Origin of the sequence: Aquiflexum sp. TKW24L, assembly GCF_023502205.1 — a bacterium.
Lineage (GTDB): Bacteria > Bacteroidota > Bacteroidia > Cytophagales > Cyclobacteriaceae > Cognataquiflexum.
The window spans coordinates 229,429-244,049 of the sequence record NZ_JAMFLG010000001.1 but is presented as its reverse complement, the minus strand read 5'-3'; the positions used below and the strand labels follow the sequence as shown (position 1 = coordinate 244,049).

The 14,621-nt window shown below is 41.1% G+C and carries 4 protein-coding genes; 3 read left to right on the top strand and 1 reads right to left on the bottom strand.

The genetic code is table 11. The features are described 5' to 3' along the window. Positions 1–215 precede the first annotated feature (215 nt). The 3 genes from M3O96_RS00935 to M3O96_RS00925 all read left to right on the top strand — a co-directional run bounded on the left by M3O96_RS00935 (position 216) and on the right by M3O96_RS00925 (position 10,895). Positions 216–6,134: a S8 family serine peptidase gene (locus M3O96_RS00935; RefSeq protein ID WP_249717779.1), complete on the top strand. Its 5,919-nt coding sequence runs from the start codon at positions 216–218 to the stop codon at positions 6,132–6,134. A gap of 715 nt (positions 6,135–6,849) precedes the next feature. Further along, positions 6,850–8,859 (top strand): tetratricopeptide repeat-containing sensor histidine kinase, encoded by a 2,010-nt coding sequence (locus M3O96_RS00930; RefSeq protein ID WP_249717777.1) that lies wholly within the window; start codon positions 6,850–6,852, stop codon positions 8,857–8,859. A 257-nt stretch (positions 8,860–9,116) separates the two neighbouring features. Beyond that, positions 9,117–10,895: a patatin-like phospholipase family protein gene (locus M3O96_RS00925; protein ID WP_249717776.1), complete on the top strand. Its 1,779-nt coding sequence runs from the start codon at positions 9,117–9,119 to the stop codon at positions 10,893–10,895. 188 nt (positions 10,896–11,083) lie between these two features. Here the strand turns inward: M3O96_RS00925 and M3O96_RS00920 are convergent, their stop codons facing one another. After that, positions 11,084–14,347 carry a S41 family peptidase gene (locus M3O96_RS00920; RefSeq protein WP_249717773.1) on the bottom strand — a complete coding sequence of 1,088 codons (3,264 nt, stop codon included), beginning with the start codon at positions 14,345–14,347 and terminating at the stop codon, positions 11,084–11,086. Positions 14,348–14,621 lie beyond the last annotated feature (274 nt).

Genomic DNA, 14,621 nt, shown 5'->3' with positions numbered 1-14,621 from the left:
ACTATAAGACATTTCAATAGAATCTATAAATTTTATTCAAGATTATTTTTAAGATTTATTTCATATATTAGAAAGTCCTTTTTGTTAAAAGTAATTTGCACTTTATATATAAAAAATGACAATTATGGGATTGGGTGAATCGATTTTTTTAATTCATCTAAACCATTAAAGATTAAAAATAGTACCTAAGCCCTTTAAATTTAAGTAACATTACAATGCGTAAACTTTACACAGTCGGCAGCATGCTCCTGCTCATATTTCTTTTAGCGGCAAATTTTTCTATTGCCCAAACCGTCAGACTAGAACAAGGTCAGAATGGAGGAATTAATCAAACCCCGGTGAGTCCTGTCAATTGGGCTACCGGAAATTCCAACAATTCAAACAGCCACTTTTTTGAAAGTCAATCCATTCCTTACCGACTTACAATCTCCAAAATCCGGGCGGACTTCAAAGGTGTAATTGAAATAGAATGGGATACCCGGACCAATGGAAAAAGTGCCATTGATTACATCACAGGATTTGATAGGATTTGCGAAGTTGTAGAACCGGTTCCTGGACTACCCTTTGGATCCAACGCATATCAATATGCAACAATACCCGCACCTGGTGCCGGAAGTGGTATGCCTGCAGCTAGCTTCAACCAAATACCCGAATCGGACAGAATGTTAGCAATCCATGGTGGACAGTTAGGTACAATCAGTTATGTTGTTCAGCAAAGTCCCACCTCAACTTCAGCAATTACCCGCTTGAGGATTAATTTTACTGCTAATGGAACTTTGTCTGGCCCGAATAATTCAGTGGTCATTGCTTGGGGTGGGCATATAGCAAGTGCTGAAGATTGGGGTGAGGGAAATTCTGCGTCCAGTATCGATGGTTCACCTTACCATACGAGGGTAGTTTCTTTGAATGGCAAATCAATAGGAAGTCAAGATAGATCAGTACAAGCTGCATCCACATCCATCGACTTAGATCCTGACTGTGAAATTGTGGGTGATGATAAGGTTTGCGCAGGTGCTTTAGCTACTTATTCTATTGCAGGTGGTGCAGATAACTATTTATGGCTGGTCTCAGGTGGGGAAATTACCTCAGGCCAAGGAACAAACTCCATATCGGTCAATTGGACAACCTCAGGCACGGTATCCGTTGATGTGAGCAACCAAGGATCATGCAGTCCTACTTCCTGTAGCCTAGATGTCAAATTGGCCCAACCGGCAGTTATTTCTATCAAAGATGCAACGGTCTGTAGTTCAGAAGAGGGCGGAAGCACATCGATTGTAAACCTGAATGATTATGCTTCTACTTCTTCAGGGACTTTGGTTTTCAAAAAGGTAATTGATGGAGGAACTGCTGAAGCCATCGCTGACCCGGCCAATTACGCTGCGACAAGAGGAGATGAAATAGAAGTAAGTATTGCTCCCGGAAGTGCCTGCTCTACAGACACAAAAACATTTTCAATAGGAATTACAGAAAAGCAAGTCTTTGGTGTGTGTGCTCCTTTCGCTGGCAAGGTTTATGAGCTAATTGGCTCTGAATTAACCATGTTGTATGATCTTTTTGACCCTACTAAGCCATTAAAAACCAACGAGGTCTTTTACATAGATGGAGATTTGGTTCTTGTTGAGGTAATTTTTAAAGACAAGGCTTTTTTTACCAGTCTGGTAGAATTACTTGAAAGCGAGTATGATTTTGAATTCACGGAAGATCAAATTGAAATCAAAGAGTTTGAGGATGATTTCATTATTGCGGGATTTATCCCAATTGCCAATTTAGAAAGATTGAACCAAGAAATACTTTACATTCAATATGTAAGGCCGGCATTTCCTCCAATAACCAATGTTGGAATCACGACCACCCAAGGCGATAAAGTTATGAGATCTGACTTGGTGAAGATCGGCTACACACATTCTGAGGGAGACCAAGCCATCAATGGAACAGGCATCAAGGTCGGTGTATTGTCCGATAGTTATGCTACAAGGACAGATGGAGGGGTTAACCCATTGCCTTTGGATATCGCCAATGGGGATTTACCTGCTGAGCTATTTTTCTTCAAGGAATTACCAAGCAGATATGGCAGGGGCACAGATGAAGGCCGTGCGATGCTGCAGATTATACATGACGTAGCACCGGGTGCCGAGCTTGGATTCAGAACCGGCGTAGTCACGGCAGGGGATTTTGCCCAAGGTATACTAGATTTGGCTGAAGCAAAAAGTAACGTCATCGTAGATGATATTACCTATATTACTGAACCGTTTTTTAAGGATGGTCGGGTAGCAAAAGCAGTCAATGAAGTTACGGCCAAAGGAGTTTCTTATTTTACCTCAGCCGGAAATTTTGGAAGCAAATCCTTCGAGGGCACATTTAATCCGGTTACCGATGAATTTATTGCTTTGCCCTTGAATGATGGCGAATGGGAAAGGGGAAGGGTCCATGAATTTTCAAGTGGAAATACCACCCAATCTATGAATGTATTCCCAAGCCAAAGCGGACCTGCTGTTTATATGGTTGTATTGCAATGGGATGACCCGCTTTATTCGATTAATAGCCAAGGTAGTCTGTATGATTTGGATATTTATCTCAAGGATTATAAAGGAGTACCCTTATTTGGTTTTAACCGAAACAATACAAACGGTGATCCTATCGAAGTCCTTTCCTTTACAGTAAGCGAAGCAACAACCTTAGAATTAGTGATTGCAAGAGAATGCGAAGCTTGTAGTGATATCGATAGCAACAAAGGAATCAAATTCAAATATGTTGTTTTCAGAGGAGAACTAGATCCAAATGACCCCAATAGAATTGAGGCATCTACCATAGTTGGCCATGCCAATGCTGAAGGTGCCATGACGGTAGGTGCAGTGCTCTATTCCAATACCTCTGCCTTTGGATTTAATCCTGTACCACCGGGGACCCTACCATTTACTGTGGCCACTTTCTCTTCCCGAGGTGGTACGACCACGGAAAATGAAAAGCGGAACAAACCTGATTTTACTGCACCCAATGGTGTCAATACTACTGTGGATCTTGGTGCTCCTGATTTCGAAGGTGACAAAATCCCCAACTTTTTTGGGACTTCTGCAGCAGCCCCGCATGCCGCAGCAGTAGCAGCTTTGATCCAACAGGCAAGGCTCAAATACTATCCCAACACAACCCCAAATGATTGGGAGAGTCCAAAGGAGGTCAACCTTCCTAAAGACATTCGAAAATTGATGAAAAACTCAGCGGAGGACATGCATGAGTCTGGTTTTGACTTTAAATCCGGAACAGGACTTGTCAGGGCGGATCGGGCATTGTTGACCCTAGCCAATCCCAATCCTGATAACATTGTCCTTGTGTATGATGCTGGAATAGACCCCACGAAGGTTGAATTTAAGTTGGTTATTTCAGGCACAAATCTTATTGAAGATTCAGAGGTCTATATTCGAGGCGAGAAAATTGACTCAGAATACAATGAAGAGACGGGAAACCTTGAAGTCAACATGCTACCATTGGATGGCAATCCGCCCATTACTGTGGTAAACCCTCCAAAATCAGAACTTGGGACTGACGGTGGGACCGCCGGACCGGTATTTTTCTTTAATGTGAAAAAACGCACTGTTGCCATTAAGTTGGACAACATAAGAAAGAAATTTGGACAGCTTGTAAAACCACTCACCTTCAATTTGATCGAATTAAATGACAATAATGAATGGGTACCAAGCGTCCTTACTTTAGAAGAAATTGGACTTACCACAGATCCGGAGGATCAGAATAGTGATTTGACACTTTTGACAATATCCAGCACGATTACCCAATTTGGAGGCAATCTTGCTAAATCGGGCACTTATATCATCAGGGCCTCTCATCCTGGGACAGGGTTCCAATTCAGCGATTTCTTCATTTATGGTGGAGTACTTACTGATGGAATTGTCAATTATACCAATGGCATCTTTACCGTGGAACAACTTCCCATTACTATCCAGCCAAAAGATCTCAATCTGGAATATGGAAAATCGATCAGTGAGGCTTTGGAATTCGAAGTGATCATCTCCCAAGACCTGATCGAATCAGGTGGCGAAGTAAAAATTGAAGATGTTCAGGCAATTAAAAGTATAATCCTTACCCAGTATTTACAGGATCTTTCATTGGCAAAACAACCTGGTGACACTAGTCTGCCGCTGGGGATATTTAATGGAAGTATATTCCTTGACAGAATTAAATTCATTAACAAAAGCTTTATGGTAAGCTCCCAAACCATGCTTTTTGCAAGAACAATTACCAATTCACGCCCAATTGTCAATAGCAAACCGATAATTAATTCCGCATTTGATGTCCCGGCAGAATCTTTCGTAGATTACCTGGATAATCCTGATAATCAGGTACTCAAATCTGTAAGTATCAATAGCAGACCAATGATCAATATCAGGACAATGGTCAATTCAAAAACCATTGTCAATAGTCGACCTATTGTCAATGGACGTATAATTATCAATGCCAGACCAATAATAAATGGAGAAACCATTATCAATACCAGGACAATTGTCAATAGCAGTGGTGGAGAAGGAGAAAATGAGGATGGTAATTCTTTGGTAATTTTGGGTGAAAAAGACCTGGATTTGGCTGAAGAAGTTGAAATTGCAGGAATCAAATATTATGATTTCGGTGCAGAAATAGGTGAGAATGATGATGATTTCAACCTCGAATTCTTCTCTATCATCATGGTGACGGGGACTGATGTAGGTCAGCATTTTATCATTCCGGGAACCTTTGAATCTAGAAACTTTAATGTTTCCTATTTGCCTGCTGACCTCACCATTACACCTTCTAAGCTTACCGCAACCACAACCGCAAATCCTGACCGGATTGAGTTTCGTGATGAGGCACCGGAATTTACAACTGAATTTGAGGGATTTGCATACAGCACCAATTTCTTGGACAACCAAGAGATTCCGGTACTCCTTGAGGAAAACAAGGAATCTGTAGTTGATAAAATCGAATATAAGCTGCGCAAAGACGGATTAGATTACCCAAGCACAGGAACAATAGCCATAGGAAATTATAGCATCCGTCCTGAGGTGAAGTTATTCACTCCTGCCAATTATGTTGTCGATTTGGATAATTCCACATTTGGAAGCCTAACTGTTACAGGTTGTGTAAATGAAGCACCGGAAATCCAAACTTTTGAAACTGCAAAAGGTGCAGGAAATACAAGTAATCCTGCAACTATAAAAAGGCCTGCCCATACCCAAGTTGGAGACTTGTTGATTGTAGGCTTGATGTTTGAAAAAGGCCAAGCACCTTCTGTGACTCCTCAGGATAAAGGATGGGTTGAAATACAACGAGTCAATCAACTTAACCAGGTTGCAATGATCACTTATTACAAAGTAGTGAGTACTGATGAGCCTGATACCTATGGATTCAAAATCAGTCAAAGTCCGAAATGGACAATGGGGATATCAAGGGTGAGTGGTGCAGACATCAATCATCCTGATGGACCTATAGCTTCATTTAGCGGATTGTCAGGAGCTCAGGGGTTCGTTGCGACAGCACCGTCCTTGATTACAATTGATTGCAATACGATGGTAATGCTATTCTATACCAATAAGAAAAATGCAACATGGACGCCTCCGACAGGAACAATTGAAGTATATGATGACCCTAATGATCAGCAAGGTCTGACTTCTAATATGATGTCCTATTTTATTCAACGTGAACCAGGGGAAACAGGGGACTTAAGCGCAACTGCCTCCTTGAGTGAACATTGGGTGGCTCAGGCAATAGCAATCAGGCCTCTTGCCTCCAACTTGAATTCAGCTAGAATAAGGGCACTGTCAGGTGAACCAATGACTGAAATGTCTATATCAGAAGAATCTTCCTCTCGTCAGATTGAGGAAGTATCAGGTGAAATAAAAGTATATCCTAACCCTGTAAAAGACAGATTAAGTCTCAGTCTGAGAGGTCTTGTGGAAGAGGAACCAACTGAATCCTCACTGATCATATTGGATGCGATGGGAAGAAGCCTTGCACTGCCAAGAACCTGGCACCAAAGTGATAGCCGCATGGAATTGGATTTCTCCCAAATGCATGTTGGCCTTTATATCATCAATATCAGAACCAACCAAGGAGTTAAATCTATCCGTGTGATCAAACACAATCCCTAAAAGTAAAGGACTTCGCTTTGCAAAAAAGAATGGAAAGTCTCTTCCATTCTTTTTTGTTTTAACCCAATTTGATTGTTTTGGATTATATGTTTTATGTGATGATTCCTTTCAATAAAAATAAATATTGTTTACTTTCATTTTAGCCAATTCTAAACAAAGGGAAAGTAGTTAATTTTAAATTAGGGATTGATTTTCGATGATTTGGAACAAGTCAAACTGAGCAGTGAGAAAAGAAATAAATTTGAATTTATCGGGTTATTAGGTATAATCTAACTGCCATCTTTCAATGGTAAATTTTACCCGGATATTATTCTCATTTTGTTAAATTTGACTTTGTTCCCAAAGTATGTCATTAGTAGAGAGATCGAAATTTTGTTGGATTTCTTTGAATAAATAGAATGAACGAGCGAAATAAATATAAAGGGTTGCTTTAACCCAAGTCCGTTTATACTTTAGCATGTTTGTTTCTTATTAAATACACTTTATATTCAATTGCATAAAATACAATTAGGAAAATCCTCAATCTGACAAAGACAACAGATACCATTCACCAAGGTATATGAACTGATTTATGACTGTTTTTAAATACATACTCCTTTTACCTTTATTATCTTTTTCCCTTTCAACTGGAAGTTTGGCCCAAACCGGTAGAGCTGATAGTTTAATAAATTCAATCAAACAGCTTAATGATGATAGTACAAAGGTTTCTCAATATTTGGAAATAGGACTGGAATTTCTAGGTTCTGATAATAAAACTGCCATTGAATATTTTGATCAAGCTATCCTATTGGGCCAAAAGGTAAATTACAAAAAAGGCCTTGCCAGCGCTTATAATGCCCGAGGTAGAGCGGAGGCGGCTATGGGTAATTTTCAGGAATCAATATTGAACTTTCAGGAAGCTTTGAAATATTTCCATGAAATTAATGACCTGACAGGAGAAGCAAATATTTTAAGTAATCTGGGCTCCATTTATTTTATGACGGGAAACAGCAGCAGAGCTTTGGAACTTCATTTTGAATCTCTCAAAATTTCTGAGGAAATCGATAATAAATTAAGGATTGGAACTTCACTGAATAATATCGGAACCGTTTACCAAAAGAATAGCAGCAACCTTATTGAAGCATTGACTTTTTTCAAAAAATCACTTGAGGTATTCCAGGGTATAGATCATACGCCGGGAATTGCAACTTCAGCAATGAACATTGGGGAGATTTATTACAAAGAACTGAAGTATGATTCTGCGATCTATTTTCACCAATTGGCCTTGGAACTTTGTGACGGAACCATTGACGCCACCTTTCCGCTTACCCAACTAGGGGAAATCAACGGAGAAATGGGCAATTTTCAAAAAGCATTTGGTTTTCACAGACGTTCCTTAGAAATATCGGAAAGATTGGATGCTAAATTTGATTTAACTCAAGGTCTTCTCGGATTAGCCAAAACGCAGAGAAAGAGGGGGGATTTTGAAGCTGCGATCTTAACTTTGGAAAGAGCCAAATTATTGGCAATTGAAACCGATGCCAAAGATGAATTGGTAGATGTGTATTTAAATTTGGCAGAGATTGAGGCAATTACCGGAGATTATAAAGCTGCCTATGAGAATGAAATTAATGCTAAAGGAGTGAAAGAAGAAATAGCAAAATCTAGCACTGATCAAATGATCCGACAACTTCAATTTGATTTTGAATTGGACAAAAAAGAAGCTGAAATAGAACTGCTCCAAAAAGATACTGAGTTGAAAAATGCAGCAGTTTTCAACCAACGTATCATCATTTTTACGTCTTTGGGAGGATTGTTGATGTTTGTCATTATCAGCATTTCCTTATACCGAAACAACTTGAGTAAGCAAAAGGCAAACCGCCTATTACAGATACAAAAAGAGGAAATCCATGTGCAGCGGGAAAACGTGGAATCTGCTTTTGAACAATTGAAATCTGCCCAAGCTCAATTGATTCAATCGGAAAAAATGGCTTCACTTGGAGAATTAACAGCCGGCATTGCACATGAAATACAAAACCCTTTAAATTTCGTAAATAATTTTTCAGAGGTAAGCAGTGAAATGATTGTTGAGATACAAGAAGCAAGAACCAAGAAGCAAGATCGAATCGATGTCGAGCTGGAAAATGAGATTTTGAGAGATGTCAAACGTAACCTTGAGAAGATTACCTTTCACGGCAAAAGAGCGGATGCTATCGTCAAAGGTATGCTCGAGCACAGCCGAAAAAGCTCAGGCGAAAAAGTACCTACAGACCTCAATAATCTGTCGGATGAATTTTTAAGACTTTCTTATCATGGGATGTTGGCCAAAGATAAAACCTTTACTGGTGTATTTAAAACCAATTTTGACCCGGATTTACCCAAAGTCAATGTCATTCCCCAAGATATAGGAAGGGTTTTGCTGAATATTATAAATAATGCTTTTCAAGCGGTTAATAATTCAGAATTCATAATTCAGAATTCTGAATTAAAGCCTCTGGTAACCGTATCAACCAAAAACCTTGGAGACAAAATCGAAATTTCGATAGGGGACAACGGCCCCGGTATTCCGGATTCGATCAAAGACAAAATCTTCCAACCATTTTTTACAACCAAACCCACCGGTCAGGGGACTGGCCTTGGCTTATCCCTTTCCTATGACATCATAAAATCATATGGAGGGGAAATTGATGTAGTCTCTGTGGTAGGAGAAGGTTCAGAATTTAAGATTAGCTTACCGATATCTTAACCCTAAAATCCGGACTTACCTTTAGCCGGTTATAAAGTGGAATCAAAAAATGATCCGGTTGACCGTGGGCCGTTTTCTATTTTTACTGCTATAATTGGTTTTTCATCAGGAGTCTAGAGATTTATTGAAATCAGAAATGTTTTTTGAATGAAAAAAAATCACCACTTAAGAATTAAACTTTTGTTTCTCAATATTTAACTTTTATATTAATAGGACTTAACCCCTATAATTTCACTTCTTACGTACCATCTAAAGTTTTGCACCCAGATTTTACCCACAACCCACATAACCGCCAAATTCTCCTTCGCCTCTTCGGCGAACTCGGCGAAGACCTGTTGACACAGATTCTTGAAATAGGGAAAGAGGTTTCCTTAAATACCGGAGACTTTCTCTTCCATCAGGGAGATGTAGACAACACCCTTTATATAGTCCTTTCAGGCAGATTCCGTGCCCTAGCAAAGCAGGAAGACGGCACAATGCATGCCCTCGGGGATATCGGTGAAGGCGAACCTATAGGTGAATTTGCACTGTTTATGTCCGAACCACGGTCAGCTGCTGTGGTGGCAATCAGAAAATCAATCGTCCTCGAATTGAAAGAAAATGCCTACTTGGGAATCGTTGCTAGGTACCCGGCTTTCTCAACCAAATTAACCCGGTTTGTTGTAAATAGGCTCCGTAGAAATGCCCTTCAGCAACACCTTGAAACATCAGCTAAAAATATTGCCGTGATCAATCTCCAATCTGAAAGGGATATTTCGGAATACACAGATGCTATCAAAGCCCAATTTGAATCCTTAAATGTTGGTATCCAGATCTTGGATCATAATTCCCATGCCAACCTTGAATTGCAGACACTTTACGATACCTTGGAGCAACATGAAGGATTGAATTTCCTCGTCTGCAGTGACGAGGATCTCAATTGGTCTAAGCAATGCATCATCTATGCGGATTTGGTAGTTTTGGCCACCGATTTTTTTGCAGAGAGCAACGTCAAAGAGATAGAGGTTCACTTGGATCTGTATTCCAACAGTATCCTTAATAAGAAAATATACCTATTGCTCCTACATCCCGAAAACGCAAGATTCCCCGAAAATACCAAGCGATGGTTTGAGGGCAGGAAAATTGATCTCCATGTTCATTACCGCAAAAATTATGGTCCGGACATACGTCGCTTTGCTAGAATATTAGCCAATAAAGCGATTGGTCTAGTCCTAGGCGGAGGTGGAGCCAAAGGCTTTGGCCATATGGGCGTGATCAAAGCCCTGTATGATTCCGGGATGGAAATCGACTTTTTGGGTGGTACGAGCGCAGGCGCATTATATGGATTGACGGCTTCATTTTGTGATTTTGACAGGGAAAAGATAGATTATTACAGTAAAGACTCAGCCAATAGCAAACTGACGAAAAATGATTTTACATTTCCTTTGATCTCATTTATGTCTGGGAAAAAAATGAGTAATTACATCAAAAAGATGTTCGGAGAAGCTTATCTGGAGGATTTTTGGGTTGGGAGTTATTGTGTTTCTACCAATTATTCCAATGCTTCTACCAGGGTACACGAGAGAGGCCTTGCATGGAAACAGGTAGAAGCAAGTATTGCCATCCCGGGAATCTATCCTCCTGTGGTAATCGAAAACCAGCTTCATGTAGATGGAGGGGTAGTGGACAATCTTCCCATCGAAACCATGTACAACTATCCTGTCAAGCATATCATTGCTATCTCACTTACGCAGCTCAAATCTCAGCCAGTGGATTTTGAAGAAACTCCGACTGCCACTAAAATCATTTGGAATCAAATTACTGGCAAAAGAAAATTCCGCCTTCCTGGCATTACCTCCATTCTAGTCAATTCCCTTACCTTAAACAGTAGAAAAAAACAGGAAATGACCAAATCAGGAGTTGCTCTCTATCTGGAATTGGAATTGAAAGGCATCGGAATGATGGATGATTCCCGCTGGAAGGAAATCGTCCAAAAAGGGTATGATCAGATGAAAGCTGCCTTGGAAAATATGCCTGAGGAACAGAAATTCTGGTAAATTCAATCTAAGTAGAATCTTAAGGGATTATTTTGGGACTTTATTCAACATAGCCAAATTTCAAACCAACAATCAAGAGCTTAATCCTGGAAAGCAAGAGTAGGTTGATAAAAGGAGAAAGTTCCAAATGAACCTTCTCCTTTGTATCTATTTATAGCATACGAGTTTTGATTTCGAACAGCAGCATATCATTGCTTTCTATTCTTGAAACTTTTGTCCGGATAAGTCGGTGGGGCCGGCACAGGTCTAGGATCGGATTTGATCAGTGCTTTTAGATGCTCAATCGCTGCATCCAACTGGGCATCGCCACCATCGAAGGTTGCTTTTGGCAGGTTGATGACTTCTATATCAGGAATGAACCCAACTCCCTCTATTAACCATTCACCTTCTTCCCCATAGACGCCATTCATCGGGGCACGGGCTACCCCGTTGTCCGTCAAGGTATTGACTCCCGAAAGCCACACTTCCCCGCCCCAAGTTCGGGCGCCTATGGATTTACCCAAATCCAATCTTCGGAATCCTTCGGCAAAAGCCTCGCCATCTGAAGCCGTAAACTCATCCACCAATAATACCAAATGGCCTCTGAAGGCATAGGGCATGTTGTAATAGGGTTCGCCTGTCCTGCTTTTCCAATAAAAAAACACTTCCCTCATTAATTTTTCCAGGATGAAAGAATCAATATTTCCCCCACGGTTTTGTCGCACATCGATTACCAAACCTGACTTTTTGAACTGAGGATAGAAATCCCTGTACCATTGGCTGATATCGCCGGCTGTCATCGCACGAAGGTGAACATAGCCTATGTCTCCATCGGATTTTTCTTCTGCCATCAACCTGCGGCTGTATTCCCATTCATTGTAGCGGAGATTAGATTCAGCTGAAGCTGTCATTGGGATTATTATCCTGTCGCCTTTGTCTGCGCCAGCACTGCTGAGGATCTTGATACGGACTTGTTTATTTGCCTTGTCTCTCAATAAATACATCATATCCGGTGACTCTATTACCGCAACTCCGTCAATATGTGTGATGACATCGCCTTTTGCGATATTCATATCAGGATGGGAGAGCGGCGACATCTCGTTTGGATAGTCCGGATCACTTAAGAAAATGTGGTCTATATTATAGCCTTTCAGCTTTTCATTTTTCGAAAACCTGCCACCCAACATTCCAAATTGGATCTGATCATCTCCGCTTCTCAGGTCACCTCCGCCTACTGAAGTATGGAGTACACTCAGTTCCCCGATGAGCTCACCCATGACATCGGAAAGCTCCCGTCGGGTTGTGACACAGTCCACAAGCGGAAGGTATTTTTGATACATCGCATCCCAATTTACCCCATGCATGTTTTTGTCATAAAAATAATCCCGCTCCATCCTCCAGGCATCGGTATAGATCTGCTTCCAATCCTCTCTCGGATCTATAGAAAACTTCCATCCGCTAAGATTCAGCTGGCTCTTGGAAAGATCAGAAATAGGAGATGTTCCCAGTTCTACCACATAGTGATTGGAACCAACCCTCAAGACAGCGTATTTGTTGTTCGATGAAGTGACAAAGCTGTTGACTTTGTCCGCAAAAACTTTTTGTTCGGCCGTTTCATCTATGGGTGTCATCATCAAAGCCGGATTGTCTTCATTGGATGCGCCACCTCCGTAGTAAACACCCATTCCGGAACCTACCCGGTGATAGTATAGGGCTTTGTCGGTCACGACCAGGTTTTTATAATTTCCTGCAGGGACTGGCACTTCCCTCACCCTTTCCATCAACCCCTCTTCATCAATTGTAACGGCCACTGGACCATTGCCTTTTTTTTCCTCTACAGGTTTCAGTTCATTTTTGGGTTGGAAAGGGGAAACCAATCCTTTTTTCAGACCTACCTGATAAATTTTAATCTGCTTTTCCCAAAACGGTTCAGGTTGTCTGGTACCCCATGGTGAACCGATCCTTGATTCAAAATTTCTGTCAGAGAGGAAATAGATCCAATTGCCATCAGCACTCCATTGTGGATTCATGCTATTGGTACGGTCAGAGGTCAGCGGAATCCGCTTTCCGGTCTCCGAATTGAAAATAAAAAGCTGCATGAAAGTATTGGAAGCTGCCTGCCCATAAGCAAGCCATTTGCTGTCCGGTGACCATGCCTTCGCTCCTTGAATACTTTCATCGCTGGCAGTAACTTTCGTCTTTTTGCCCGATGTGAGATCATGGATCCATAGGTCATTATTGAGGTCATGGTAAGCTAGTTTTTTTCCATCAGGAGAAGGCATAAGGCCAAATCTCAGCGTATTGCCGTCTTTTGTCAGCTGTTTACCCTGATCCAATCCCAAACCGGAATATTGGTGAATTTCAAATTCTCCACTTTCATCCGAAAATGCGAAAATATCTTTGCCATCACTTGAAAAAACCGCATCCCTGTACCGCACGCCATCCTTTTGACTGAGTCGGAGCGACCTTCCTTGTTTTGAGGGAAATACAAAAACCCTTCCGCGGGCGGTCAAAGCCACTTTTTCACCGTCATTGCTTAGGGAAATATGCGTCACATAACTTGCCGGATTATCAATCCAATATTCTCTCAACTGATCAAAATCGGAGGTGAGGCTGATTGGGAGCTTTTTTTCCTGCCCGCTCGCAAGATCGTGGTGGTAGAGATCAGCGCCTGATCGGTACACCAAGTTGTTAGAATGAAGGGAAGCTTCCCTGACATCGTAGCTTGGTTGCTTGCTGTGCTGCTTAAGATCTGATGCATTTTCATCCATGGACCAGACATTTTGGATCCCATCCCGGGATGAAATAAAGTAAACCCTGCCGCCATGATGGATAGGGTGGTGGTCTTCACCCTTGTAATCTTTGGTAAGTTTTACCGCTTCCGCTTGCCCGGCAGTGTATTTCCAAACTTGTCTGGCAGTTCCCCCTTCGTAGCGTTTGGTGACATTGTTGTGAAAAGTAGGCCTGACAAAATAGAAAGTGTCACCAGATTCGTTAAAGCTCCCCTCGGCAGCCATGTCAAGTGGCAAAATGTCTTTATTTCCGGTTTCAATGTTCAACAAAACAGTATTGAGTCTTGGCAAAGTGGAATATTGGTTGGTCACGTAAGCCAATTCGGTTGGAGACTTCCAATCTGTAGGGATAGAAGCTGCAGGTTCGTAAGTCATTCTTTTTGGCAAACCTCCCGAAATAGGAATCAGGTAAACTTCAGTAGGTCCTTCATAGGTCGCGGCATAAGCTACCCATTTCCCATCTGGGGAAATTTTGGGGAAGCTCTCATCACCTGGATGTGTGGTCAACCTGACAGCTTCACCGCCGGAAAGTGTGGTTTTCCAAATGTCACCTTCGGCTACAAAAACCAATTGGTTGCCGTTGATGTCCGGATGCATCAGATAAGCCCTTGCTTGTTGTGCAAAAGAATTATGGACGATAATCAGAAAGAATAGGAAGTAGAGGGCGTATTTTTTAGTCATAAATCAAGAGTTTAGTGAACCAATACGCATAAACTTTCAACGATATTATATCTAAAATTTATAGTATTGATCGAAGCAAATTAATCAAAAAGACCAAAAAATAGGTATAAAGCTTTAGCAATTGTTTTATCACATCATGCGGATTCATCAAAGACTTTGCGATGGATTAAAACCGGCTGGTACAGGAGTGAAGTCTCATGGAAGAGTGGGTCAATTCTAAATTTTGTAAAGGGAATGAATTTTTAAACAATCTTCCTTATATTTAAGATAATCA